Source organism: Maritimibacter sp. DP1N21-5 (assembly GCF_019218295.1).
Taxonomy (GTDB): domain Bacteria; phylum Pseudomonadota; class Alphaproteobacteria; order Rhodobacterales; family Rhodobacteraceae; genus Maritimibacter.
Genome location: NZ_JAHUZF010000006.1, coordinates 1508493 through 1534152, shown reverse-complemented (window position 1 = coordinate 1534152; position 25660 = coordinate 1508493). Strand labels below are relative to the sequence as shown.

The window sequence follows — 25660 nt, the reverse complement described above, 5'->3', positions numbered from 1 at the left end:
ATGTGTCTTGAGAGACAAGATTTACGCACAATCTGGAGGCGATGATGGCTGATTCCTCGGCGAATACGGGACCGAATGTCGCGAAATTCCGCGAGAAACTCGAGGCGCGGCTCAAGGAACTCGACACGCGTTTGCACGAGATCGATGATGAATTGGACAGCCATCAGTCGAAGGACTGGGAAGAGCTGGCGACCGAAAGAGAAGAGGACGAAGTGCTCGAATCCATGGGTGCTTCCGGGCAGGCCGAAATGGCGCGAATCCGGGCGGCTCTCGACCGTATTGATGAGGGAGAATTCGGATATTGCGTGACCTGCGGGGACGAAATCGCCGAAGAGCGGCTCGACCTCGTGCCGCACACGCCGTTCTGCGCGGCCTGTGCAACCAAGACGGCCGCCGCACGTTGAGCGGGTAGCGGCCTGGACGGGTCTGACCGCCCGTCGACGCCCGTGGGCACCATTCAGTGCCCCCGAGCGGGGAGGAGTCGATGGCGAACTGGGAGGATCGCACATGAGAGCGGAACTTTTGCAGACCACTGAACGGCTGATAGACGAAATTTCAGCAGATCCCGTGAACTGGCGCGCGCAGGAGCATCGCCTTCGTCAGGTGATCGCCGCGCATGAAAAAGCCGGCATGAAGCTGCCGTCGCATCTCAGGGTCTACGAATCCTGGCTGTCGGAAGATGACGCCGAGGACGCCTTCGAGAACCTGCCGGTCTGATCGGGCGTTTGCCGGCAAGTTGGCACCACGGATAACTGGGCCGGTCGCATTGCCAAGGGTGGTGCGCGGTCCTATTCTGTCGCTGATTTCATTGAAAAAGGCGACGTTTCGTCGTGCAGGACACCGACATTGGACGGTAACGATGGCAACGGAGGTTCCCGCGAGGGAACCATGAACGACGGTCCGGCCGACAAGGTCCGCATCGAAACGCGGGACGGCGTGATGGTCGTCACCGTGGACAACGTGCCCGTGAACGCGCTTGTCCAGCCGGTGCGCAAGGCACTCCTGCAGGCGGTCGTGGCCGCCGAGGCCAATCCGGAGGTCCGTGCCATCGTGATCGGCGCAGCGGGCAAGACCTTCCCCGCGGGCGCAGACGTGCGGGAATTCACCGTGGCCGCGGCCCGCCCCACGCTTTCAGAGCTTTGCGACCGGATCGAAGCCTGCACGAAGCCGGTCGTCGCGGCGATCCACGGCACGGCGCTCGGGGGTGGCTTCGAACTGGCGCTCGCCTGCCACTATCGTCTCGCCTTGCCCGACGCACACTTCGGATTTCCCGAGATCACGCTCGGCCTCGTGCCCACGGCCGGCGGCACCCAGCGGCTTCCCCGGATCGCGGGCGCGCGCGCGGCGCTCGACCTGCTTGTCTCCGGCCGTCCCATCGACGCGATGCGCGCGCAGGCGCTGGGGCTGGTGGACAAGGTGGTGAACCGGGGGCTCGAGCGCGCAGCTTTCGGCACGGCTCGCAACATGGGCGAAGAGGGCACTGCTCCGCGCCCGACCCGCAAGATCATGCGCGGACTCGATGACCCGGCCCGCTATCTCGAACTTGTGTCGGCGCGGCGCAAGATGTTGCCGGATCGCTCGGTCGCCATCGAACGCGCCATCGACCTTGTTGAATCCGCTTTGCTTCTGCCGTTCGAGGCCGGGCTCATGCGCGAACGGGTGGCCTATGAAGACCTCGTCAACACGGACGAGGCGCAGGGTCTGCGCCACGCCTTCCTGGCCGAGCGACGCGCCGGGCGCGAGGCACGCTTCGCCGGGGTCGCGCCGCGACCCATCGCGGGGATCGGCGTCGTGGGAGCCGGGCCGCTCGCGCGGGATATCGCGATTGCCGCGCTGGCCACGGGGGTTCCGGTGCGGCTCGCGCTCGAGGATGACGGGGCCATCGGAAGGGCGCGCGCCCGGATCGAGGCGGTGCTTGCGCAGGCTGTCGAAACCGGCCGCATGACGGGGCGCGACCGCGATGCGCGCCTGATGCACCTGACCGTGTCGGACAGCTACCGTGTTCTGGCCGACAGCGACGTGATCATCGAGGCGCTGGCTGAAAATGCGGTCCGCAAGGCCGCGACGCTCACGCGGCTCTCACAGGTGGTCATGACCGACGCGGTCGTCGCCAGTTCGACCGCCGATTGCGATATACCGACATTGGCCCGCGCGGTCAGCCATCCGGAACGCTTCGCCGCGATGCATTTCGTCGCTCCCGCCGACCGCAACCGGCTGGTCGAAGTCGCGGGTGTTCCGGAGACCCGGCCCGACGCCATCGTGACGCTTCTGGGGTTGGCCCGGTCCATGGGCAAAGTGCCCGTCACGGTTGCGCCCCGGATCGGGCTGATCGTCAATGCCATGATGCAGGCCTATTACACGGCCGCCTGCCTGACACTCGAACAAGGGGCCATGCCGGCAGAGGTCGATGCTGCACTTCGCAGCTTCGGGATGCCGTTGGGTCCGCTCCAGGCGCAGGACATGGCCGGGCTCGACAGTGTCTGGGGGCTCGCAGCCGAGGATTGCGCGTCGGCCATCCCGCTCCGCATGATCGAGAACGCCTGGTATGGGAGCCGGTCGGGTCAGGGGTTCTACCGCTATGACGAAGGGGAAAAGGGTGGCCGCGCCGCGCCAGAGGTCTTTGCCATGATCCGTGACCTGCGCGAAAGCGCGGGGATCGTGGCGCGCGCTTTCGAGCCGGAAGAGATCCAGCAGCGCTGCCTTCGTGCCATGGCGAACGAAGGGGCGCGCCTGATCGCGTCCGGGACCGCGACACGGCCGTCGGACGTCGACGCCGCGATGCTTCTTGCGCTCGGTTTTCCGAGGACGGCGGGCGGCCCCATGGCCCTGGCGGATCGGGAGGGGGCGGTGGCGGTGCGCAAGGCGCTGGTGGCGTGGGAGGCCGAGAGCGACTTCTGGACCCCGGAACCAATCTGGCAGGAGCTGATCAAGATCGGTGGCAGCTTCGGAAAGATGAACGCGCGCTAGGTTGTCGCCAAGTCTTGCGAGAAGTCAGGCGAGGATCACGCCCACGACCACGAGGATCAGCCCGAAGGCCGACAGCATCAGTGCGCCGAAATTCAGGACCATCGCGGATTTCACGGCCGTACGCAGGGCGTCGTCGTCCAGCCCCTCGCGCTTTGCACGCACGACGCGCATCGCCGAGGTGACGAGGCCAAGAAGCCCAACGACCGAGATGGCCGCACCGATCCAAATCATCCAATCCATGCGCCGCTGCCTAGCCTGCGCGGCGGGCTGCCGCAAGCGGATTTGGCGGGGAAATCGGTCTTGAACGGCGCGGGCGCGGCGGCTAGGTGAAGGGACCCAAGGCAGTTTCGGACGAGGACGTGATGGACGACGCGATGGACATGGAAGACCACAAACCGACGAGCTACCGCGTCACGGCGGACGAGCTGCGCCAGTTCATCGAACGCTTCGAGCGGCTCGAAATGGAGAAAAAGGACCTCGCCGACCAGCAGAAAGAGGTCATGGCCGAAGCCAAGGCGCGTGGTTACGACACCAAGGTCATGCGCAAGGTCATCGCGCTGCGCAAGCGCGACAGCGACGACATCGCCGAAGAAGAGGCGATCCTCGAAATGTACAAGGAAGCACTCGGAATGTGATCCGGGTGCCTGTCACGGGCGGGGCCTGCGCGTCCTGCCTTGGCGGGCCGTGCAATCAGTGTCTCAGGCGGTGATGAAGTTGACGCCCGGAATATGGCCGAGCTCAAGCATGTCGTCCTCGTAGGACCGGCTCAGCCGCGCCATGATGTCCTCGGTCCAGCCGGGCAGGGCGATCTCTTCTTCCAGTGCCTCGTCGATCGCGTATTTGTCGAGAAAGGCCGCCAGCACCCGGCGCCGCTGAATCTCGCTCACTGGCTGGTGTTCGGCCATATAGGCGCGAAGCCGTTTCACCCCTTCGCGCTCCATGATCTGCGCGAGGATGTCGAGTCCACCCTTGAACTGGATGCGCATGTCGATCCCGGTGACGTCATGCATCACCTCGGGCCAGATGAGCGGCGTGTCCTCGTTGCACCAGACCGTGACCGGACAGTCCGGGTTCGCCTCGCGGATGTCGCGGATCACGTCGGACCAGATCAGCCCCTCGAGACGCAGCTCGCTCACGAGCTGTTCCGCGTCAATTTCCGGAAACTTCGCGACGATGGCAGGGATGAAGGTCGCCGGGTCCCGCACCGCCATGAAGAACTCGACCTGGTGATCGGGGAAGGCGTCCCGAAGGCGCTTCGTGCGCTCCCCGGCGAGGGGATAGAGCATCCCGTCCTCGATGATCCGCCGCCAGCCACAGATGAAATTCTCGAACGACAGCACCAGCCGGTCGGGGTCGTCACCGTCGAGCATCGCTTCGAGGACCACGTCCTGCGTTTCTTCCGTCGCGCGGCCGCCGTCGAGCTTGGCGAAAACGTCGGTGAGAAGCTTGCGATACTTCGACGGGCCCGGCACCGCGACGCCGTGGTCCTGCAGGATCTTCGGGTTCTTCAGAAGCGATTTCAGGAGCTGATCTTCGTCCGTGCAATGGGCGCCGACATGGAAGGCAATCTGCATGGTACTCGAATTATCCTCTGATCAACCGGTCGCAATATAACGGGATTTCTGGACAGTTAAACCGCTTTCGGGATAAGTGCGGCGTCATGGTTGAGGGAAACACTCAGGTTCCAGCGCGGCGCGCACACCTGTCCGGCCGCCTTCGGGCGTGGCCCGGGGGATGGACCCTTGGTGCGCTGGTCGTCGGCGTCGCGGTCGTGGGTCCGATCCTCGCCATCGTCTGGCTTGCGTTCAACCCGGTCGAAAACGTCTGGCCGCATCTCATGTCCACGGTGCTGCCGCGCTACCTGATGAACACGGCGATCCTCGCGTTGTCGGTGGCGCTTCTGTCGGCGGCTGTGGGCACCGGGGCGGCCTGGCTCATCGTGATGTATCGGTTCCCGGGCTCGCGCTGGCTCGAATGGCTGCTGCTTTTTCCCCTCGCCATCCCGGCCTATGTCGGCGCCTATGCGCTCGTTGATTTTCTCGAGTATTCGGGGCCCTTGCAGACCGGGCTGCGGGGTCTGATGGGCTGGCAAAGTGCGCGGGACTACTGGTTCCCGGACATCCGGTCGCGCTGGGCCGCCGTCATGGTCCTGACCGCTGCGCTGTCGCCTTATGTCTATCTGCTGGCACGGGCTGCGTTTCGCGAGCAATCCGGCGGCGTCTACGAGGTCGCGCGCGCATTGGGGGCTGGACCCTTCGGGCGCTTCTGGCGGGTCGGCCTGCCGCTGGTGCGTCCCGCCGTCGCGGCGGGCAGCGCCATCGTGATGATGGAGACCGTGTCGGATTTCGGCGCCGTCGATTTCTTTGCCGTGCAGACGCTGACCACGGGGATTTTCACCACCTGGCTCGAGATGGGCAATGCCGGGGGCGCAGCGCAGATCGCGCTCGTTATCCTCGGGCTGGTGCTCGCGCTCGTCGCACTGGAGAAAGTGAGCCGCTCGAAGAGCCGTTTCTACAAGCTCGAACGCCAGCAGCGCCCGGTGACGCATATTCGCCTCGGGGGCTGGCAGGGCTGGCTCGCCACCTTCTTCTGCACCGTTCCCTTCGCACTCGGGTTCATCCTGCCGACGAGCGTGATCCTCTGGCACGCGTTGTCCAATGCGGAGGAATGGCTCGCGCCCGGTCTTCTCGAGGCGCTCTGGCATACCGTGGCCGTGGGGGGGAGTGCTGCGATCCTCACCGTCTTCTTCGCCCTCGTGCTCGTCTACGGCGTAAGGCTGACCGCGTCGCGTGTGCCGCGCCACGTGCTGCCCGTTTCCACCATCGGCTATGCGGCACCGGGGGCGGTGCTGGCGGTCGGTATCCTGATCCCGCTCGCCACTCTCGACAACTGGATTGCCGATGGTGTCCTCGCGCTGACCGGCTGGGACCCGGGGTTGATCATGACCGGGACGGCCGTCGCCGTCGTCTATGCCTATTTCGTGCGGTTCTTCGCCATCGCACAGAACGCGGCAGATGCGGCGATGGGGCGCGTGTCTCCCTCGCTGCCCATGGCGGCGCGGTCTTTGGGGCGGACCGCCGGAGGTGCGCTGCGCGAGATCTATGTGCCGCTCATCCGTGGCTCCGTCGGGACCGCGCTGCTTCTCGTCTTCGTGGACTGCGTGAAGGAGCTTCCGGCGACGCTCCTCTTGCGCCCCTTTAACTACAACACGCTATCGACGCGTGTCTATGAAAAGGCCTCACTCGAGCAGATCGGACAGGCTGCGCCCGCCGCCATTCTCGTCATTCTCGTGGGGCTCGTCGCGGTCGGTTTCCTGGCCCGCGCGAACCGCTGATCTTGCCAGATTGACAGGCGCGCGGACCGGGCGTATCGGGCGGTCGCGGCACGGCTTTTCTAGTGCCCGCGTGTCACCCGTCGCGAGGCTCCAAGGCCATCGAGCGGGTCCCTGAGAAAGTATGGCGGATGACGGGGATGATATTCCCTTCCGGCGATCTGAACGTGGATCGCCGCGCGGGCTTTGCGGAGTCCATGGCCTATCTGGGCGATCTGGACGCGGCGATCGAGGTGCTGGGCGAGGCCATGGGGCAGGCGCCGGGCTGGGCTGCGGGCTGGTTCCGGCTGGGCGAGTATTTCGAGCGCGCGGGTGACATGACCGGGGCGGTGGCGTGCTGGAAGAAGGCGCTGGCGGCGGACCCCGCCGATCCCTTCGGCGCATCGCTCAAATGCGATCTGGCGGGGCAGGGATCGGTTGTCGAACAGATGCCCGCTGCCTTTGTCGAGACGCTTTTTGACCAATATGCGCCGCGCTTCGATGCCTCGCTCGTCGAGGGCCTGTCCTACCGCGGGCCGCAGGAGATCATGGCGGAGCTTGGCACGGGCCGGATGGGCCGGGTGCTCGATCTGGGCTGTGGCACGGGGCTCATGGGGGCAGAACTGCGTGGGCAGGCGGATTGGCTCGAAGGCTGGGATCTGTCGGCGCGGATGCTGGCCGAGGCCGAAGGCAAGGGGATCTACGACGCGCTCGACAAGCGCGACATTGCGGCGCTCGATCTGGGCGGAACGCGCTGGGACGTGATCGTCGCGGCGGACGTCTTTGCCTATGTGGGCGCGCTCGAGCGGGTGGTGGGTTGGTGCGCGGGCTCCCTCGCGCCCGGCGGACGGTTGGTGTTCTCGGTCGAGTTGAGCGAGGCCGAGCCGGTGGTGCTGCGCGAAAGCCGCCGCTTCGCCCATTCCCGCGCTTATGTCGCGGGGCTGCTCGCCGAGGCTGGTTTCGTCGAGGTGGCCCTGCGCCAGATCGTGCTTCGCATGGACCGGGGACAACCGATCCAATCGCTGGTGGTCATGGCCTCGGGGCTTGGCGTGGGGCGGCGTGAAGGCGAGGGCGAAGCGGAGGCTTTTGCCTGAGCTTCTTGGCGGAATGGGCGGCCTGCGCCGCCCATGCTGTGTGAGCCTCGTCCGGGACGTTGTCCCGGCCAAGGCGGGGGGGGGGCGTTGCCCCCCATACGAAACGGCTGCGCCGTTTCGATCCCCCCAAAGTATTTATGAAGCAGTGAAGATCACGCGTGCAGTGCCCGGATCGCCGTGGTCAGGCTGACCGTTCCGGTGATCTTGCCCGTCTGATCGGTGACGCCCACGGTCCCGTTCGGCGCTTCGTTCATCGTGGGAAGCGCATCGGCCAGCACCGTTTCGCCGTCGAGCGTGGGGCCCGCGAAACCGGGCGCTATCGGGTCGGCCAGACCGTAAAGCCGGATCACCTTGGCGCGGTTGATGTCCTTGGTGAAGTCGCGGATGTAGTCGTCGGCGGGCTTGAGCACGATCTCCTGTGCGTCGCCCTCCTGAATGAGCGCGCCGTCGCGCAGGATGGCGATGTTTTCGCCAAGGCGCAGCGCCTCGTCCAGATCGTGGGTGATGAAGATGATCGTCTTGTGCAGTTCCTCCTGCAGGTCAAGCAGGATCGACTGCATGTCGTAGCGGATGAGCGGATCGAGGGCCGAAAAGGCCTCGTCCATGAGGAGGATATCGGCGTCGGTAGCGAGCGCACGGGCGAGGCCCACGCGCTGCTGCATCCCGCCGGAGAGCTGGCCGGGATAATGCTCTTCGTAGCCCGAAAGACCCACGCGCTCGATCCATGTTCCCGCGCGGGATTTCGCCTCGGCCTCGTCCACGCCCTGGATCTGGAGGCCATACATGACGTTCTCGCCGATCTTGCGGTGCGGAAGGAGGCCGAACTTCTGAAACACCATCGACATCTTGAAGCGCCGGAGGTCGCGCAACCGTTCTTCCGACATTTTCATCACGTCCTCACCGTCGACGAGGATTTCTCCGGCGGTGGGCTCGATCAGCCGGTTGATGTGGCGGATGAGGGTGGACTTGCCCGACCCCGACAGGCCCATGATGACCTGGATGCGCTTTTCGGGGATGTCGAGCGAGACGTCCTGAATCCCAAGCACGTGGTTGTGCTTGTCGAGAAGCTCCGGCTTGCCCATGCCCTTTTTTACCAGCGGCAGGACCTCTTGCGGGCGCTTGCCGAAGATCTTGTAGAGGTTCCTGATCTGGACTTTCGTGGTCTCGGTCATTTCGAGTTCCCCCGGTAGGCCTGCAGCCGTTTGCCATAGGTCTGTGACACGCGGTCAAAGATGATCGCGAGCGCCACGATGGCGAGGCCGTTCATCAGGCCAAGCGCGAGGTATTGGTTCGAAATCGCGCGCAGCACGGGGACGCCAAGGCCCTGCACACCGATCATCGAGGCGATGACGACCATGGAGAGCGCCATCATGATGGTCTGGTTCACGCCGGCAAAGATGTTGGGCAGCGCGAGCGGCACCTGCACGCCGAAGAGCTTCTGGCGCGGCGAGGCGCCGAAGGCGTCGGCGGCTTCGAGGACGTCGGCGTCAACGAGCCTTATGCCGAGGTTCGTCAGGCGCACGATGGGCGGGATGGCATAGATGCAGACGGCGATAAGCCCGGGGACCTTGCCGATGCCCAGAAGCATGACGACGGGGATGAGGTAGACGAAGGAGGGGATCGTCTGCATCACGTCGAGGATCGGGGTGATGACCGCCTGCATCCGGTCCGAGCGCGACATGAGGATGCCGATGGGGATGCCGATGGCGATGCAGAGGATCGTCGCGACCGAGATGATCGCGAGGGTGGACATCGTGTCCTCCCACATGCCGAAAAAGCCGATGGCGACGAAAGCCGCGACCGAACCAAGGGTGATCTTCCACGACCGCGACCCGAGGTAGGCGAGGCCCCCGACAATCAGAAGGATGATCGGCCAGGGCGTTGCCAGAAGCACGTCCTCGAACCAGACGAGGAACATAAGAAGCGGGTTGAAGAAGGCCTCGAGCGCTTCCCCCGTGGCCCGGGTGAACTCGCGGAAGTTGCCGTCGATCCAACGCCGCATCGCGGAGAGGTCCGCGCGGCCGAGTGATGGAAATTCGGTGAAGAAGGACATCCCTGATCCCCTTATGGATAGATGCTGCTCAGCGCGAAAAGGCCCGCGGCGTTGCGCGGGCCTTTCCAGTCTGGTTGAGGCGCGATCAAAGCGCGTCCTTGACCTTCTGCGCGACGTCGTCCGACACCCACTGGGTCCAGACATCTTCGTGCGACACGAGGAACTCGAAAGCGGCATCTTCGCCGGTGGCCTGATTTTCGTTCATGAAGACGAGCATCTGGTTCATCACGTCACCGGGGAACACGCGCGCCTTGAAGTAATCGGCCGCGACGCCACCCTTTTCCATGAAGTCATCCGTCACCACGGTCTCGACCTCGGACACGGTCCAGGCGGTGGGCTGCGGGTCCATGCAGTCCTGTTCGGCGAGCGCGATGCAGCCGTCCCAGTTCTCGCGGCCCGCGAATTCGGCCTCGAACGGCAGCATGACCATGTCGTATTTCCCGATCATCGAGGTGGGCGACCAATAGTAACCGAACCAGGGCTCGCCCCGGTCGGCGGCTTTCGCCATGGAGCCGTCCAGCCCTGCGGCCGAGCCCGGATCGACGAGGACCCAGCCCTTTTCCTCCATGTCGAAGGCGCGGAAGAGGTTTGCGTTCACCAGTTGGCACCCCCAGCCAGCCGGACAGCCGACGAAGGCGCCTTTGCTTTCGTCTTCCTGGTAGGGGAAGAGTTCGGGGTGTTCGAGGAGCTTCTCGACCGTGTCGAGTTCCGGGTGTTCGGCGGCGAACGCGGGGGTCACCCACCAGCCTTCTCCGAGACCCGTGATCGGACCTTCGTTGAGGGCGACGAGCGAGCCTTCGTCCTTGGCGACGTTCAGCAGGTCACGCACCGCGTTGATCCAGAGCTCCGGTGCCACGTCCGGTTCTGCCTTCTCCGACATCGAGGCGAAGGTGGTCTGCGTGGCGCCCGGAATGAGCGAAACGTCACAGCCGTAGCCTTCTTCGAGGATGATCGCGTCGACATTGGCCATGAGCTCGGCCGAGGCCCAGTCCATCTCGGCGATCGAGACGTCGCCGCATTCCTGCGCCCAAGCGCCAGTCGCAAGTGTCGCGGAGAACCCGAGCGCCGCGACGGCGCCAAGTATCCTGTTTGTCATGATTTTCTCCCTGTGCATTGGGTTCTGGTCTTGATGTCGATCTGCTGAAAGCGACATTTTCACCTTGTTATGTCGTGAAAAGACCATAGGGGTCCGATGTTGTAAACCGTTAGACGTAACCGTCTGGTGCACGGATGGTTCCGCTTTCCCGTCCACTTTCTGCGACAAATGCTTGAACGTGCGGCGACGAGCCGCTAAATCGCGCGTCAGTGCCCCTATAGCTCAGCTGGTAGAGCAACTGATTTGTAATCAGTGGGTCCGCGGTTCGAGTCCGTGTGGGGGCACCATTTTTTTGGTTAAAGTATTGATATTTATTGGAAATTTCTGATTAACCCAAGGCCGATCCACCCATTTGTCCACCCTTGCGCGCGCGATGGGGAGTTTTCGGACGCCGTAAAAAGGGGCAGGGGATAGGCCTTTGCGAGGCTTTAGGGACTGACAAAACCTCGCCTGATCTGCCGCCGCCTAGCGCGCGTATTGTTTGCGCTGCCCATGGTCGGCCTAGGGCAATCCTAGGGTAACGCGCGTTGGATGGACGGGAACGGTGAACCGCGCCCCCCGACGCAAGAAACATCAGGCAGACCTCTGAAGTCGCAGGGCTTCTTGAGCTAACTGGTCCCCGTGCCACCCTTGATAATATCTACATATGTCCCCGTTCTGGTGACACGGGCGAACAGGGTTTCTCCCGGCCAGCGTCCCCGCTTTGGGGACACTTCACCGTTGCGCGCCGTTCTTTTCGGCCAAGGTGTCCCTTATATGGGGGCGCGGTGTCCCAGATTTGGGGGCGGGCTTTTGCACTGAAACGCATTCTCACGGCGAAACCTCAGCGCAAGTTCTGGTGATGCAGTTCTCTAGCGCAATCGTCGCGTGGGACCTAACGACAAAATGCCAAAAGAATTACTCCGAAGAGTTGAAAGGAATGTACCACGACAACAAGGGCCTTGCGGCCCTAGGCACATCATTGAGCGTTAGTGAAAAGTGCCGGGCGAGCTGAACGATTTCCGGTACTCCGTCAATGTCCAGCGCGCTCAATGAGGCTCGTATGACACCGCTCTCAATGAGCAAATCATCTGAACCATTCTCAGTAAGGACAATCCTTGAAGGTGCTTCGTAGCCTGAAGCTTCATTTCCCAGAATTACTTGCCACTCCTCCGATGAAGCAATGCCGCGTTCCGAAACGGCAACGTAGTACGATGTTCCTTTCACCGGTAGCACCCCGCCTACTTCGGACTTATCCGATGCGACCCAAAGAGCACCCGCGAAGCCATCACTGGCCGAGTTTTCTGAGTTGGGCAGCGAAAGCCCAGTTGGAATGCTATCAATGACTTGGAAGGTGAAGTCGGAGTGTTCAGATAAAGCTTCCAGATCGGGAGGGGAAGCCGAGTCACCGCTCCTTGCGACGAAAGACGCGAGCGCGGCAAATTTCGCTGACTTGACGGCCTCCAAGTCCATCCCACCCAAACCCAGAGCCTCTTCATAGTTAAGTGCCCCGTCGCGGACGGACTTGATGGAAAGTATGTACACTGCTAGTCCGAAGCAGGATAAGCTAGCCCCTGGCACAAGCTCGGGGTGCAATAACGCTACGATTGGGCTTGTTTGTTCGACATCGTCCACCCCGTAGGCAAAGCATGGAGTAGCTTCCCTTCCTCCGATGACCATCTTGAGATGACCGCCGTCGAGCGTTCTCACTGTCTCAATGAGGCTCAGGACGTTGTGATAAATCCCTGTTTCCTCGGGAGTATCGTCCTCACTTTCTAAAAAGCTCTTCACTCCAAGGAGCGTGTCGTAAGAAAGATACAGGCCGAACAATCCATCATCCTGCGGTTCCGGATCTAGGCATGATGCGGATTCAAGAGGGTGCAAGGACGGTGAGAAACAGGTCCGCGCTTCGGAGGATGAAGGCGTAAGGAGCGCAAGCGTACTTGCAAAGCAAGCTGCAGTTAGTTGCGTAACTCCACAGCTTCCATGTCGTCCACGCCACTTACGGAAAACCGGACTTCCATTAGTGTCAGAGAAAGAGATGGGTCGTCGCAAAGCTTCAAATTTTCGATGGGGGTGCATGCCAGCTTCATTACATTGCTCAAGACGAGTGAGTCGTTGCCATCTTGCCTGCTTGGTGCGTCGGTGGGCAACGAGTATTCGTTGCCCCTTACTGTTTGATACGTCGAATGGCGGACAAAAATTGGCAGGATAGACAGCTTCTCCAAGCGTGGCGCTAAGTCGCCGTAGGCGGAGAAAACCAGAGTGCCATCACGAAAGCTAACATCGACTTCGTCAGCTAATGCTTCAATGCGGCTCTGCTTCATCTGTAGCGCGCCGGTCCAAATCGCTAGGCCAACCGCTATTGCGGACGTAATGAATGTGGTGGCTATGCCGAACCTTTCCCAAAGCTGTTGGAAGTGGCTGGAATGCTTATCTTCGGTCGATGACGTAGACATTCGAATCCTCCCAACACGGCGACTTGGATTGTACGACTGACTTGCTTTCAGAGTTCTACCACAACTTGGACCAATCGAGTTAACCATTCGTTCTCACAGTTCAGATAGGCGTCCCGCAGCTCAAGTCCAGCGAGCACACCTAATGCGAATCCTTTTCTGCCGAGCCTTTTGATACTGGGTCTCGGGGTCTCAACCCGTGATGGGCTTGTTTCCACGATACAAACCCCTTCCGAGCCGCCTTTCCGTCCACGGTTGGCATCTCTTGCAGCGACCAAAGCGCCGCGACGCCCACGCCAGACGGTCCCAGATAGGGCGCTTGCTCCATCGCTATGAATCCGCGTTCTTCGAGTTCCCGGAACCAGCGGGTCATGGTGTTCTTTCCCGAGTTCAACAATCTCGCCGCGTCCGGGTGACTGAGGACGATCCGCCCGTTGTTCGATCCGGTGAAGCGCCGCTTGAGTTCAATGTAGAGCGCGCGGGGACCGGGTTTCATGGTCGCCCACGCTTCGGTGGCTTGCAGGTATTCAGGGAGCTGGACATGCCGCCCAGCCCCCCGTTTTGCCCGCTTGTAGGGTTTGCGGGTCATTGGTCGCGTCGCTCCTGCGCTTGCACGCCCCGAGAAAGTCGCAGACAGACGAAAAGCGAGGGACAGCCCCCGACACATAGCCAAGCGCTCTCAGCGACCGCCTCAGCGCCTCTCAGAACGTCTACGCACCACTTGCCGCCGTGCCAGCGGATTCTCACTCTCTGCATCTCATTCCCCGTAGATGAGTTGTGCCAGGAGCCTTGCGTGGCTCTCGGAAATTCCCAATGCACGGCGCAGCCGCGCCACCTGCCACGCGCTCATGCCGCTTCCCCCGACTGCAGGGGCTGGACCACGCCCCGAAGGACATAGCGCGCGTGCGTGCCGGAAAACGGCCCGCCGTGCGGCTCGTGGATGGTCTCGATGGGCACGCCCATTTCGCGCAGCTTGTGCACGTAGGCGCTCCACCGTGGCGCGGGATTGTCTATGGGCGTGCAGCCCCGGTCTCCGGCCCGGATGAGTTCCGTGAGTGCCCATCTGTCGCGGCCTTTCACGGCAATAAGGGATTGTTCGCGGCCAGCGACGTGGACCGCGTAGTGGGCCAGCGCCCACGATTGTGAAGGTTTCATGTGTTGTCTTGCTCCTTCGAGCTTGAGGCACGAAGGCGCTGGGCATAGATTGGGAGAGTTCTTGCCAGAGAATATTCCCGCACTCAGCCCAGCGCATCCGCGCGGGTGGTGCGGGTCTTAGCCCGCCTTCTTAGCGGCAATCGCCGCGTCGATATCAGCTTCGATCCAGTAGAGCCGAGAGCCGAATTTCGTGGGCCTCGGAAGGCGTCCAGCTTCATAATCACGAATGATAGAAGACCGGCTCCTTTGGCCAAGTTTCTCGCTGAGTTGCTGCATGTTAAGGTAGCGCATGAAAGATGTCCCTTGCCACGTGTTGAGCCAACATGACGCGCCGGAAATTGAAGTGCATGCCCGGAGTTACTTAGATAACTTCGGGAACCCGTCTCAAATGTCGCTGCGCCGGGACCAAATGTTCATCAAGGTCTTAGCGGTGGGAAGATCTGGCGTGCCTTCCCACGCTTCGAGTATTGCATGACAGGCGGTGTTTTCTGTGAACGTCGCCTCATTCTCGGTGATCCGCCCCCCCAGTTTTTCAATGTCTTTGAGGAATTGGATTATCCAGAAATCACGCTCACGAATGGGAAAAGGGTCAGGACCACGGCGCTTGCTTGGGATTTCGACCTTGTCCTGCAAGACATCGGCTATGAAGAATGCGAACTGTTCGCAGAGGGGTATGTCGTTTTCGATCAGCGTAGCTATGGCATACCGAAGAGCGTCAAACCAGAAGCGGTCTTCGAGCGCAGCTTCCACCAGACCGTTAAATGTTCGATCTGTCGGTTGATATTCGGGGGGGATGTCGGTCGGATTGTGACCGTGCGTGACAGCGATGCCCTGCGCTGCGCGTTTGACCGTGGATCGGTATGAAATGTGAAGGTCGTTCTCGAAAGCGAATTTTAGATGGGGAGCGACTTTGGCTAGCCAGACCATTTCTGAAAAAGTTGGCGCGCGTCCCTTGTCCGCGACATCCTTCAGATTGTTTTGCCAAACTTCTGATGGGTTCAATTCCATCGGCTCTTCATCCCTTGGCAAATGCGACCAATCCGGGGGAAATTGATGTTAACCTCACCGCCCAACGCTCCATAAGCGCACGTCTTTGCTCCAAGAAATCCGTGCGGCGATAGGCGCGCTCCACCTTCCCGCCCACAGTGTGACCCAGCGCGGTTTCTGACACGTCGAAGGGGGTATTGGTGGTTTCAGCCACCCAATCGCGGAAAGAGCTTCGGAAGCCGTGGGGGCGCTCTGCCATGCCGCGCCGCTCCATGAAGCGGCTCATGGTGGCGTCGGATATCACGCCTTTGCGCAGGCTAGGGAACAGGAACCCGTCGCGGGCGAAGGGTCTAGCTTGATCTATTACAGACAGCGCTTCCCGTGACAGGGGCACGCGAAAATCGCTGGTCGCGCCTTTGCGGCCCTTCATCGCCTCTGCCGGGATGGTCCAGATATCGCCGCTGATCTGGTCAATGTGCAGGAACCGCAACGGGTGGCTGCGAACCGCCGTGAGGATGAGAAGGCGCAGGGCGAGTTCCGTAATCGCGCCGCCGTTCAGCGACTGGTAGAACGCCGGAACCTCCTGCCAGCTAAGGGCCGGGATATTGGTGGCGACGTGGCGCTGTTTGCCGAGAAGGGCCTTTGCCTTCTCCGTCGCCTGCAGGTCCACGTCCAAGCCCAGCGCCGCCGCGTGCCGCAGGACGATTGAGAGACGGTTCAGCGCCTTGCGCGCAGTGTCGGCTTTCTCGTGCCAGATGGGGGCGAGCGTGTCGCGAATGTCGCGCTGGTCAATCTCCGAGACGGGGTATTTGCCCAGCTTGGGAAGCACGTGGAGTTCGAGCGGGCTAAACCAGCGGCCCGCCGTCCCGTCGCCCTTGAGTTCGGCTTTGCGGCTCTCGAAGGCATCGCGGGCGATATCGCTGAGAATGTTCTGGTTGCGCTGGGCCTTCCGGCGCGCCCTGTCGCGTTCCTTGATTGCATCCTTGCCAGCCGCGACCACGGCACGCCATTTCTCGGCTTCATCCCGCGCGGCTTTGAGCGACACGTCAGGATAGCGGCCCAGCCCCATCTCATGCCGCTTGCCATAGGCGACATATCGCAGGAACCATTGCGCGCCGCCGTCCTCACGTTTCAGGAACCAAAGCCCTTCACCGTCCGAGAGCTTCCCAGGGGCTGCAGCCTTCAGCGTTGCATTGGTGAGCTTGTTCTTGAGGCGCGCCATTTTCCGTCCACCTTTTCATCCACCCTCTACATATGGGGTATGGTGAAACGCGATGGAATAGCATGGGTCAAGAAAAGAAGGGCTAGGGCGCATTTTCCTTGGCGGGCTGATACCTGCTGAAACCCCAAGATATAGGGCTGCAATGCCGTGTGGGGGCACCATTTCCATCCATTTCTGGTCGCCGGGGGGCGACGCGGCGGGCGACGCGTTCACTGGATGATGATCGCCGAGGTGCCGTCGTCGATGCATTCGCCGGAATTGCCGGCCTGCGCGTAGCGGATCCAGATCAGCTGCCTCGGTGCGAAGATCGACAGGCCGTCGCAGGGCCCGTTTCCGCCTTCCGGAGCGCCCATCTGGATCATGCCGGGGAAGAGACGTTCGGCGAGCGAGGTTCCGATGTTGCGTGCGTTGTCCAGGTTCACCTCCGTCGACTGGATCGAACAGTAGATCTCGGGGACCGTGCTCACGATGCCCATGACTCCCGGTCCGGAGACCTCCCAGCTTCCCTCGTCCATGCCTGCGGTGAGGGTGAGGCCGAGCCCTTCCAGGGCTGGAAGGGCCTCGTCGGGGGTTCGGTAATTGACGAGGCAGGTTTCGGCGAAGGCCCGAACGAGGGCCGCCGGGTCGGAGGCGATCAGGACGAGGTCGGCGTTGTTCTTGCCGTCGGATGTGCGCTCCGCCTGCAAGGCGGGTGCATTGCGCGCGAGGGCCGGGCCGGAGAGCGACCCGAGGGCCATGAGGCAAGCGACAAGGCCCGCCCCGAGGGCTCTTGATGGCGGGCGCGATCCGCCGAGCGTCGAACGTGCATAATCCATGTCAAAACTCCTCCAAACAAATCGTTGCCCGACCGACGTCGGAACCTGCAAGCCCGGTCCCCTCGCGCCGGTCGTCATGAAGTACAATCGAACGAGATTATCCTGCCGCAACAATCGCGGGTCGCGCAAGTCTGGTGCTCACAAAGTCTTCATGATCGACTTCCAAGAATGGCTTCAACTCATTGATTTCGCTTTTGACTCTCGATCTCTCCGCGTCGATCCCCGCGCCGCCCGAGAAGATGAGTCGCTTCAGTCTGGTCCGGCGCAGAACATTGACGACTCCGTGGCCGCCGGCGCGGCGGAGGGCTTCTGAAGTGCGGCGGGCCAGCCGGGCAACCCACGCCGAGCGAGGAATTGACGCAGCATTAACTGGCCGGCCCGCCGCCGCCGGTTGGGGTAAACCGACGTTCTCGATGCCGATCAGGGCGCACAGTTGCTCGCAGAAAGCGACTGGGTCCGACTTCAGATCGGCATATTCCAGATAGAAGACACGGCCGGGAAAGAGTGCCTCCCAGGCGGAGGCATGTTTCTGGAAGAGCCCCGCCTCCACGATGTCAGGATGCGCGCGGGCCATGTCGCTGACCGAGGCCTGCGGGACACCGGCCTTGCGGTAGTGGAAGTAGTGCGAGATCGCCCGATCGAGGGGGTCGCGGTAGACGACAATGATCTTCGCGTCGGGTATCGAGGCCGCAAGGTTCTTGCGGGCGTCGGGTTTGTGGAACAGTGACGGCGCGACCTCGATTGCGATCCCGGATTGGTCGCCCCATTGGGCGCTGTACCAGTCAAGTCCGCGCTCGAAGCACTTGTCGAAGAAGAAGGTTTCTTTCTGCGCGACGGGCAGGGCCACTTCGGATCGGCTGCGCAGGTAGCTGTCGATCCAGGTCGTTCCGCATTTCGTCGGGCCGACAAACACTATGGATGGCAACATTCGTTTCTCCAATTCGTCCTCTTGCAAGGGGTCCGGCTCAGGAAGCGCTTTCATAGCGGGCGATGTCCTTTTCGGTGACACCTGCCATGACGGCGCCGACGACCTTCTCGGGGGGGATGCCGCTCGCCGCGAAGTGGCGGGCAAGCGCCTTGCGGTCCGAGATGCCCCATTCGGCGGCACAGACGAAGCCGTCCACGACCGCGGAAAGCGCGGCCGCGTCCACGCTTTCCCCAAGCGACGGGAAGTCGATCACGATCTGGTCGAAATCGCGGGTAAGGGCGGCGATCAGCTTGGTCAGAAGCGCCGTGTCGAAGGTTGCGGGATCGACCGGTTCCTTCTTGCCGACGGCACGGTTGGGCAGAAAATACAGCCCAGAGCGTTCATCCACCCAATAGACGTCTTCCGCCGTGAAATTCGGGCTCATGCTGTACATGAGGTCCGTCATGCCGAAACCGGCGGCGGGGGTGATCGAGCGGCTGAGGAAGGCCTCGAGCCAGTCGAAGTCGATCAGGAGGGTCTTGAGCCCTCCGACCGCCGTCATCTCGGCATAGTTCATCGCGACCGTCGAACGCGCTTCGGCGCCGGTATCGGACACGAAGCCGATGACCGCACCGCGCTTGTTGTGGCGTGGGGCGAAGTGGTTGTCGAAGGCGACCCGGATGCGGCGCACGGTTTCGGAGTAGGGCGACAGCGGCTGTGTGAGCGTCATCGACATCTGCCCGCGCAGCTTGGCCAGCGCGAGCCGGTGCTTGGGCAGCGGGACGACATTCGTGCCCGGCTGCGACGCCTCCGGCTCGTCTCCGACACGCGGCTTCAGGATGCCGATTTCGGGCAGGCGGTCACTGGCCATCGGACCTTCGAGCGCCGTTCTGCGATGAAGCGGCGGCAACAGGCCCAACACCGGCCCGCCGACCGCGCGCGAGAGAGAGGCGCGGGTTCTGAGCCTGACATCGTTGTTTTCGCGCGCGAACGCGGTGCCGGCCCCGATGGTCAAACCGAGCAAGGCAGAGATCAGCAGAAGCTGCGTGCCGCTGCGACCCGTGGTGCCTTCGGGAGGCTGCGCGAGGCCGAGCACCGAGGCGTCCACGACCGGGAAAGTCTGCTGCTCCTTGGTGCGCAGATAGGTGGTGGTATAGGTCTCATACATGTCGCGGTAGATGCGCGCCTCGCTTTCCAGACGCCCAAGATCCGACTGGGCCGACCGGTCGTCCGAGGCCACGTCGGTCATGCCCGAACGGGCCTGTGCTTCGGCCTGTGTCGTATCATCGAGCGCGGCCTGTGCATCGGCCAACAGGGCCGGGAGCATGTTCGCGGCCCGGGCGTTGAGCGCGGCGCGTTCGGCGGCGTCCATCGTTTCGGCATAGGCCTGGGACAACTCGGCGAAAGCCGCGTCGCCCGATTGCGCCGGGAGAACGCCCAGAGGCGCTTGCGACCGCATGGCGAGCGAGGTCTGGTCAAAGCGGGTTTGCGCTTCGATGCGGGCGGAAATCGCTTCGCGCAGGGAAGCGACGGCATCGGCCCTTTGGCCCGCGTTCGCCGTCGGTGCGGTTCCGAGACCCGAGGCGGCGCTGAGTTGGCTTTCCGCGTCGGCGGCCTGTTGCGACAGTTCCTCCATGCGGGTCTCGAACCAGCCCGCCGCCGTTTCCGCCGAGGTCACCCGCATGTCGTAGCGCTGCATGACATAGGCCTGCGCCACGGTGTTCGCGATCTCGGCGGCGAGGTCGGGGCTGTTCGCGATGACCTTGATGGACAGGACCGAGGTCACGCCGTTTCGCGTGACGCTCACATCGTCGCGCAGCTTGTCCACCGCATCACGGAAGCGTTCGGCATCGGACGGAAGTTCGGCCTCGGGCGTGCCGGTGATGGACCCGAAGAGACCCAGAACCGAGGCCTTCGCGCTGTCGAGGCTCTGGGCCAAAGCGCTCTTGTCGGCGTCCCAGAAGATGGCTCGGTTGTCGAGATCGAGGGTTTCGACCACTTCGGACAGAAGCATGGGCGAGCGGATGACCTGCATCTGGCTTTCGATGGTCACGTTGTCGAACTTCGTGCCGCCATAGACCTGATCCCGGCCGAAGGGATTGAGGGAGGGCGCCTCGAGCAGAACGCTGGTGCCGGATTCGTAGCGGTTGGCGAGCAAGAGGCTCGCAAGGAGCCCGCCGGCAAGACAGAAGGCGGTGATCCAGAAGACGAGCCGCGCACGGCGCCTCAGGACACGAAGCGCCGAACCGAAGTCGAAATTGCTCGTCGAGGCATAGGGCGGCAGGGCCGCCGCGCTGTCGTGGATGGTCAGCCGGTCAATGTTCATGGCGGGACTCCCGTGGCGGACATGGCAAAGAGGTGAAGTGCGGTGTGGGCCGGGCGCGTATCATTGGCCCACCCAGGTCTGGTCGAGCTCGACCATGTCGCCGGGCATCAGCATGTCGTCCATGCGCAGGGTCAGATGCTCGACCCCGGTGACCGTCTGGCGATAGACCGTCGCGGTGGCGTCCTGTCCCCAGGCCGAGGCGAGCGCGACCATGAGCACGTCCAGCTCGGCGTCGAGCGCGTTCATCTCGGTGCGCCAGAGCTGCTGGCGGTTGATGTTCTCGATCCGGGCGGTAACGACAAGCTCTTCCCATTCGAGCATGGCGGACGAGGCGTCGTCGCTGGCCTTGCGCCGGAACTCCGACGTCTGAAGGCTGTTGCGCCGGGCATCGTTCATGACTTCGGAACTGACGAGCCTGCGTTCCATCAGGGCCTCAAGACGTTCGACATTGGCGATTTCATCGGCTTCCGCGGCTTCGAGGCTTTCGACGCGGGCGCGCGACGAGGTGACACGTTCGGCGGCGGTGTCGATGCGAAGCTGTTCACGGCCTTTTTCCTGTTCGATCTTGGCCCGCTCAAGGGCGAGGTCGGCATTGGCGCGGCCGACGATGTTTTCGGCGGAGAGCCCGGTGTTGGTGGGAAGCACCAGAGAGTCGACGGTGACGGCGTCACGCTCTTCGACCAGAGCGGCCAGGACGGCGTGCCGGGTGACGACGCGCCCGATCTCGGCGCGGGTGCGGAAGAGGTTGATGGACTCCGACGACCCGTTGCGCAGCGATCCGATCCCTTGCGCCTTGAAAATGGCCATGCGCACGGTCATCCCGACCGAGAAGTCCACTTCGCCGGGCTCGGTGACGTCACCCGCCACGACGACGGGTCGATACTGCTGCACCGAGAGAATGAGTTCGGAGCCCTCGACCTTGTTCGAGCGCATGTCGTTGCCGACTTCCTCGCGCAGGACGGCGCCCTGTAGCAGCACCGGCAGTTCCGCACGTAACTCCTCGACCGTGCGGCCCGCGACCAGAACGGACCCCGCGAAGGGGAAATTGGCGTATCCGGTCAGTTCGACCGGGATGCTCAGGGCGATGTCGGGCCGGTTGAGGAACTCGAGCCGCAGCACGTCACCTGCGCCAAGCGGATAGCCGCGCGAAACCTGCACCGTGCTCAACTCCTGGGCCGACGCGACCGTGGGCGGCAACACCCCCAGAAACGGCAAGCAGGCGAGCGCCAGGGTGATGGGTGAGAGTCCTTGTCGGACGGTGTTCATCGGCTGTTTGCGGTTCATTGTTACCCCCAGAAATCGCGATCAGGTCCGCGTGCTTGTCTCGATCACATCGAGAAAGTCCCGGACCACCGCGTCGACGCCAAAGGCCTGCGCGCGCGCATGGGCACGGGCTGCGAATTGGTGACGGCGGTCCGGGTCTTCGAACAATTCCAACGCTTGGGCCAACTCGTCGCTGGCCCCCATGCGGATCAGCAATCCGTCACGGGCGTTGCTCTCTATCGGGGCGCCCTTGAGCGCCTTGCCCCGCAGCACCACGGAAGGACCCGAGGGGCAGTCGGTGGCGATCACCGGCGTGGCAAGCGCCATCGCCTCGATGATCGTGTTGGGGAACCCCTCGGCATTCGAACAGGACACGAGCGCCTCGGCGCCGGCCATGACCGGATAGGGGTTCTTGACGAAGCCGGGCATGTGCACGCGGCCGTCGAGACCGAGTGTCGTGACCAGCCGTTCCAGAGCCTCGCGCTCCGGACCGTCTCCCAGGATCACGAGATCCGCCTCGGGCCTGGCTTTCGCATAGCCGTGGAGAAGCATCTCGAAATTCTTGTTCACCACCATACGGCCGACCGCGAGGATATAGCGCGGGGGCAGGTCGATGGCGGGCGTCTCCTGCGCCGCCTTTGCAAGGGCGGCCCCGTCGATCGGGTTTCCGATCACACGGGTCCTGTCGCGCGCGACGGCGAAATTCTCGACCAGATCGTCGGCGACGCCCTCGCTCACTGCAATCACGCGGAAGGCGCGCGGATAGGTCAGCCAGGTGATGTAGCGGTAGAGCGCACTGGCGCGGGCGCTCTTGAGGTGGCTCGTTGTCTGGACACGTTCCGAGATGACCGCCCGGTGGCGGATCAGTTTCGAGAGAATGACGTTGAGGGCATTCGAGCGGGCAAGGTAGCTCACGCAGATCTGTGGACGGGCGCGCAGGAAGTAGCGCGCAAGCACCCTGGCAGAGCGCAGCATTGAACCGCGCCCATCCAGCACCACGAGGTTCACCCAGTCCGGGATGTCCTGAACCACGGGAAGATCGTCGAGGAGCACGAGATCCACTTTCATCTTCGGAAGGTGTCCGGACAGGTGGCGAAGCAGATTGGCCATAGCACGCTCCGCGCCGCCGCCTTCCATCGAGTTGATGAGGAAGGTCAGGGTTGGCCTGGCCTTGATCGTGGTAGCCTTTGCGCCGGACGTTGTCGGGGCCGGGGCGTCGTAGAACGCATCACTCATGACAAACGCTTTCGGCTCGGGCTTGCAGGGAAATGGCGAATGGTCGGACGTTGGGCGTAGCTGTGGTGTGCCACGGTCCACAGGGGCGCCGACGTCGTGGATGCCGAGGCGAGGGGACGCAGGGCGAGATGCGGTCTTTGCGCGCGGCGCAGGCTCATCACCGCCACGACGGGAAGAACCCAATAGAGCGAGTTGTGCAGGATCAGGAAGGAGGCGACCCAGTTGCCGATCAGGGCGAAGGCGCTGATCCCGATGGCCAGAAGCGCGGTCTCTGATGCGCGATCGTCGAAGAAGACGCGCGTCGCCACGATGAAGATGCCCACATAAAACGCGACCATGAGGACCAGTCCGACGATGCCGAGATCGGTAACGAGGTCGAGATAGCCATTGTGCGCGTGTCCCACGTCGATGCCGGTCAGGATGAACAGACGTTCTCCCACCATCCCCCAGCCGGCCCCGAAACCGCCGCCAAGCGCCATGTTGCCCTTGATCGCCTGAAGCGTGCCAAGCCAGATGTCGGTGCGCCCGGTCAGGGAGGGGTCCTTGCCCAGAAGCCCGAGCACGAATGTCACCACGATCTGGGAAAAGACATAGGTCGTGATGAGGGCAGGCACGGCGAGGACGATGACCATGGCGCGCGTCGAGGGTGCGAGTGGGCGCAGGCGGGCGAGGGTGTAGACCAGAAGGGGCACCGTGACCGACAGAAAGGCCGCCTGACCCGAGGTCGATCCAAGGACACCGCCATAACCCAGCAACAGCGCAATGCCGACGACAGGGCGCCAGCTGCGGCGTGTCGAAAAGGCGATCCAGAGCACCATCACGCAGAGCGCCATCATGCGCCCGAAGTCGTTTTTGTGATCGAAGAGCCCGCGCCAGGCGCCGACATGAGGGTTCGGCTCGCCCAGATCGGTGAGGGCAGGGTGGATGCCAAGGGAGGGCACGGCGAGGGCAAAGATGACATTGGCCGCGACGATTAGGATGATGGCCCCTGCGATTACGGCGAAGACGCTCTGCCGCATGAACCGCTCGACCATCCAGAATCCGAAGGCGGTGGCGCAGATCAGGCCAAGGGCGCGCCGTGCCGACAGCATCGGCTCCACCGACCACAGGAGCGAGGCGATGACGAAGCCCACCGGGATGAGCACCGGCCAGTAATAGGGCGCGAGCCGCGTGAGGGCGCCGTTCCTGAGCGCGACATCGACCCCCGCGACAAGGCCGAAGGCAAGGCCGAGGAACTGGACCATCGGCGAGGATTGCGCGCCCTCCGGTGTCAGCGGCGCGACGAGGGAACCTGAATAAAAGAGGAGCCCCAGCAACGCGAAGACCGTGGCGGGCAGATCGGATCGGGTCGTGGGAAGGCCGGGAAATCGCGCGGCCCAGCAGGCGAGACGCGAGGGCCTGAGCGGCGCGACCTGGGCCGGGTCGGCCCGGTCGAGGGGCGACCGGCCGTAAGGACCATAGCCATATGCGCCTGTCCGCCTCATGCCATGACCTCCGCGACGAACTGATCGGCGATCCGGGCGACCGAATAGGAGGACGCGAGGGCCGCGATGACTTCGGGCGTGGGCGGCTGGCGCAACGCGTCGTTCATGGCGCGGGCCATGGCGGCACTGTCGCCCACAGGGCTCAGGGCCTGTGGGAAGGTGGAGGCGAGTATGTCGCGCGGGCCGCCACCGGCACAGTCGGTGCTCACACAGGGCAGGCCAAAGGAAATGGCCTCGATCAGCGCATTGGGAAAGCCCTCGGTGACGGACGACAGAACGAAGAGATCGCCTTGGGCGAGATAGTCGAACCGATTGAACTGAAAACCGACGAAATCGACCCGGTCCGCGAGGCCAAGGCTCCCGGCCAGCGCTTCGAGCTTGTCCTTGTCAGGCCCGGTCCCGAGCACGATGAGCCGGAGCGCCTCGTCGGCCCCCGCGAGTGCCCGGAGCATCGTGGGATAGTCTTTTTGCGGCACGAGCCGTCCCATGGCGATGGCCACGGGGCGATTGTCGCTGAGCCAGGGATGCGGCGGGGCGCTGGCGCGGGCGTCCTGAATATCGGACAGCTCCGGCGCGGGATTGGGGATGACGCAGACCGCATCCGGCGCGAGCCGTGCCACGCGGGAGATATCCTCGACCACCCCGGTCGCATTCCCCGAAACCTTGTCTGCCAGAGGATAGAGCGCGCGCACCATGGCGGTGAAGACCCAGCGTTTCGCAGGATGCAGCCGACGGGACGCCGTAGTGAATTCGTTGCGTTCACAGACCATGAGGCGCGGGCGCGTGCCGGTGGTGAGTTCGACGATCTTCGTCGCCATGACCATCGCGAGGTTCGCGGTCGTCAGTCCGCAGATCACGGCGCGCGGGCCTTCGCGCTTCAGGATGCCGACGAGCCTGGGCACGCTGCGCACCGCGTTGCGCCCGCCGGCGGCGATGACCCGGACATCAGGGGAAACGAGCCTGGCGATCGGACCATCGGGCCGGTTGACCAGCAGCGCGACGCGGCGTCCCTCGGCGGCATAGTGGTTCGCCAGCCGGACGAACACGCGCTCGGCCCCGCCGCCTTCCAGCGTCGCCACATAGAGCATGAGATCCAGTCGTCTGTCGGTCATGGCCATCCTTCGAGCGCCAGCATTTCGGTGAATGCTTCGCGCACGACGGCGCCGCCGGGGTTCGATCCCGAACGTTCACAGTTGCGCACGAGGTCCGGAGGCGACTCGTGCGGCTTTGACCACACCGCCAGACTTTGGCCGGAACCGGCGAAACCTCAAGGGATGCGGTCAGAAAAAGCGAGACCGCGAAAATTCTGC

Annotated in this window: 24 protein-coding genes and 1 tRNA gene; 7 read left to right on the top strand and 18 right to left on the bottom strand. The window is 63.3% G+C overall.

Going from position 1 to position 25660, the window contains the following annotated elements; genetic code table 11:
- The first annotated feature begins 44 nt into the window (after window positions 1–44).
- The 3 genes from KJP29_RS15250 (at window position 45) to KJP29_RS15240 (ending at window position 2967) form a co-directional block, all read left to right on the top strand.
- Window positions 45–404 carry a TraR/DksA family transcriptional regulator gene (locus KJP29_RS15250; RefSeq protein ID WP_218464384.1) on the top strand — a complete coding sequence of 120 codons (360 nt, stop codon included), beginning with the start codon at window positions 45–47 and terminating at the stop codon, window positions 402–404.
- 103 nt (window positions 405–507) lie between these two features.
- Window positions 508–717, top strand: coding sequence for a hypothetical protein (locus tag KJP29_RS15245; protein ID WP_218464383.1), 210 nt, complete (start codon window positions 508–510; stop codon window positions 715–717).
- Between the two features lie 171 nt (window positions 718–888).
- On the top strand, window positions 889–2967 hold the full coding sequence (locus KJP29_RS15240) for a 3-hydroxyacyl-CoA dehydrogenase NAD-binding domain-containing protein (protein WP_218464382.1): 2079 nt from the start codon (window positions 889–891) through the stop codon (window positions 2965–2967).
- A 24-nt stretch (window positions 2968–2991) separates the two neighbouring features.
- Here the strand turns inward: KJP29_RS15240 and KJP29_RS15235 are convergent, their stop codons facing one another.
- The gene (locus KJP29_RS15235) at window positions 2992–3207 is read right to left on the bottom strand and encodes a hypothetical protein (RefSeq protein ID WP_218464381.1); all 216 of its coding nucleotides are present in this window, start codon (window positions 3205–3207) and stop codon (window positions 2992–2994) included.
- A gap of 134 nt (window positions 3208–3341) precedes the next feature.
- On the opposite strand from KJP29_RS15235, the gene KJP29_RS15230 reads away from it, so the two are divergent.
- Window positions 3342–3602: a DUF2312 domain-containing protein gene (locus KJP29_RS15230; protein WP_218464972.1), complete on the top strand. Its 261-nt coding sequence runs from the start codon at window positions 3342–3344 to the stop codon at window positions 3600–3602.
- A 63-nt stretch (window positions 3603–3665) separates the two neighbouring features.
- On the opposite strand, the gene KJP29_RS15225 is transcribed toward KJP29_RS15230, so the two are convergent.
- Window positions 3666–4541: a hypothetical protein gene (locus KJP29_RS15225; protein ID WP_218464380.1), complete on the bottom strand. Its 876-nt coding sequence runs from the start codon at window positions 4539–4541 to the stop codon at window positions 3666–3668.
- 86 nt (window positions 4542–4627) lie between these two features.
- Here KJP29_RS15225 and KJP29_RS15220 point away from each other — a divergent pair, with 86 nt between their 5' ends.
- Both KJP29_RS15220 and KJP29_RS15215 read left to right on the top strand, forming a co-directional pair.
- The gene (locus KJP29_RS15220) at window positions 4628–6301 is read left to right on the top strand and encodes an iron ABC transporter permease (RefSeq protein ID WP_218464379.1); all 1674 of its coding nucleotides are present in this window, start codon (window positions 4628–4630) and stop codon (window positions 6299–6301) included.
- A 137-nt stretch (window positions 6302–6438) separates the two neighbouring features.
- Window positions 6439–7371: a methyltransferase domain-containing protein gene (locus KJP29_RS15215; RefSeq protein ID WP_218464378.1), complete on the top strand. Its 933-nt coding sequence runs from the start codon at window positions 6439–6441 to the stop codon at window positions 7369–7371.
- Window positions 7372–7523: 152 nt separating this feature from the next.
- On the opposite strand, the gene KJP29_RS15210 is transcribed toward KJP29_RS15215, so the two are convergent.
- From KJP29_RS15210 to KJP29_RS15200, 3 genes are all read right to left on the bottom strand, one after another.
- Window positions 7524–8543 (bottom strand): glycine betaine/L-proline ABC transporter ATP-binding protein, encoded by a 1020-nt coding sequence (locus KJP29_RS15210; protein ID WP_218464377.1) that lies wholly within the window; start codon window positions 8541–8543, stop codon window positions 7524–7526.
- Window positions 8540–9424: a proline/glycine betaine ABC transporter permease gene (locus tag KJP29_RS15205; RefSeq protein WP_218464376.1), complete on the bottom strand. Its 885-nt coding sequence runs from the start codon at window positions 9422–9424 to the stop codon at window positions 8540–8542. Before KJP29_RS15205 ends, KJP29_RS15210 begins: the two co-directional genes overlap by 4 nt.
- Before the next feature lie 85 nt (window positions 9425–9509).
- Window positions 9510–10520: an ABC transporter substrate-binding protein gene (locus tag KJP29_RS15200; protein ID WP_218464375.1), complete on the bottom strand. Its 1011-nt coding sequence runs from the start codon at window positions 10518–10520 to the stop codon at window positions 9510–9512.
- 211 nt (window positions 10521–10731) lie between these two features.
- Between KJP29_RS15200 and KJP29_RS15195 the strand changes: the two genes are divergently transcribed.
- Window positions 10732–10807: transfer RNA gene (locus tag KJP29_RS15195), tRNA-Thr, on the top strand.
- A gap of 610 nt (window positions 10808–11417) precedes the next feature.
- On the opposite strand, the gene KJP29_RS15190 is transcribed toward KJP29_RS15195, so the two are convergent.
- The 13 genes from KJP29_RS15190 to KJP29_RS15130 all read right to left on the bottom strand — a co-directional run bounded on the left by KJP29_RS15190 (window position 11418) and on the right by KJP29_RS15130 (window position 25462).
- Entirely contained in the window at window positions 11418–12329 is a 912-nt protein-coding gene (locus KJP29_RS15190) for a hypothetical protein (RefSeq protein WP_218464374.1), read from the bottom strand.
- A gap of 131 nt (window positions 12330–12460) precedes the next feature.
- Window positions 12461–12958, bottom strand: coding sequence for a hypothetical protein (locus KJP29_RS15185; protein WP_218464373.1), 498 nt, complete (start codon window positions 12956–12958; stop codon window positions 12461–12463).
- A gap of 139 nt (window positions 12959–13097) precedes the next feature.
- Window positions 13098–13544: a hypothetical protein gene (locus KJP29_RS15180; RefSeq protein WP_218464372.1), complete on the bottom strand. Its 447-nt coding sequence runs from the start codon at window positions 13542–13544 to the stop codon at window positions 13098–13100.
- Window positions 13545–13801: 257 nt separating this feature from the next.
- On the bottom strand, window positions 13802–14110 hold the full coding sequence (locus KJP29_RS15175; protein WP_218464371.1) for a hypothetical protein: 309 nt from the start codon (window positions 14108–14110) through the stop codon (window positions 13802–13804).
- Window positions 14111–14494: 384 nt separating this feature from the next.
- A complete protein-coding gene (locus tag KJP29_RS15170; protein WP_218464370.1) occupies window positions 14495–15118 on the bottom strand; it encodes a hypothetical protein in 624 nt (207 codons plus the stop codon).
- 7 nt (window positions 15119–15125) lie between these two features.
- Window positions 15126–16319: an integrase arm-type DNA-binding domain-containing protein gene (locus tag KJP29_RS15165; protein WP_218464369.1), complete on the bottom strand. Its 1194-nt coding sequence runs from the start codon at window positions 16317–16319 to the stop codon at window positions 15126–15128.
- A 209-nt stretch (window positions 16320–16528) separates the two neighbouring features.
- Window positions 16529–17134 carry a hypothetical protein gene (locus tag KJP29_RS15160; protein ID WP_218464368.1) on the bottom strand — a complete coding sequence of 202 codons (606 nt, stop codon included), beginning with the start codon at window positions 17132–17134 and terminating at the stop codon, window positions 16529–16531.
- Between the two features lie 97 nt (window positions 17135–17231).
- On the bottom strand, window positions 17232–18116 hold the full coding sequence (locus KJP29_RS15155) for a sulfotransferase (protein ID WP_218464367.1): 885 nt from the start codon (window positions 18114–18116) through the stop codon (window positions 17232–17234).
- Entirely contained in the window at window positions 18100–20367 is a 2268-nt protein-coding gene (locus tag KJP29_RS15150; protein ID WP_218464366.1) for a Wzz/FepE/Etk N-terminal domain-containing protein, read from the bottom strand. Before KJP29_RS15150 ends, KJP29_RS15155 begins: the two co-directional genes overlap by 17 nt.
- Before the next feature lie 60 nt (window positions 20368–20427).
- Entirely contained in the window at window positions 20428–21651 is a 1224-nt protein-coding gene (locus tag KJP29_RS15145) for a polysaccharide biosynthesis/export family protein (RefSeq protein WP_218464365.1), read from the bottom strand.
- Between the two features lie 21 nt (window positions 21652–21672).
- Window positions 21673–22866 (bottom strand): glycosyltransferase, encoded by a 1194-nt coding sequence (locus KJP29_RS15140; RefSeq protein WP_218464364.1) that lies wholly within the window; start codon window positions 22864–22866, stop codon window positions 21673–21675.
- Window positions 22863–24350 (bottom strand): O-antigen ligase, encoded by a 1488-nt coding sequence (locus KJP29_RS15135; protein ID WP_218464363.1) that lies wholly within the window; start codon window positions 24348–24350, stop codon window positions 22863–22865. Before KJP29_RS15135 ends, KJP29_RS15140 begins: the two co-directional genes overlap by 4 nt.
- Window positions 24347–25462, bottom strand: coding sequence for a glycosyltransferase (locus KJP29_RS15130; protein ID WP_218464362.1), 1116 nt, complete (start codon window positions 25460–25462; stop codon window positions 24347–24349). The genes KJP29_RS15135 and KJP29_RS15130 overlap by 4 nt, the downstream gene beginning before the upstream one ends.
- Between the last annotated feature and the right edge of the window lie 198 nt (window positions 25463–25660).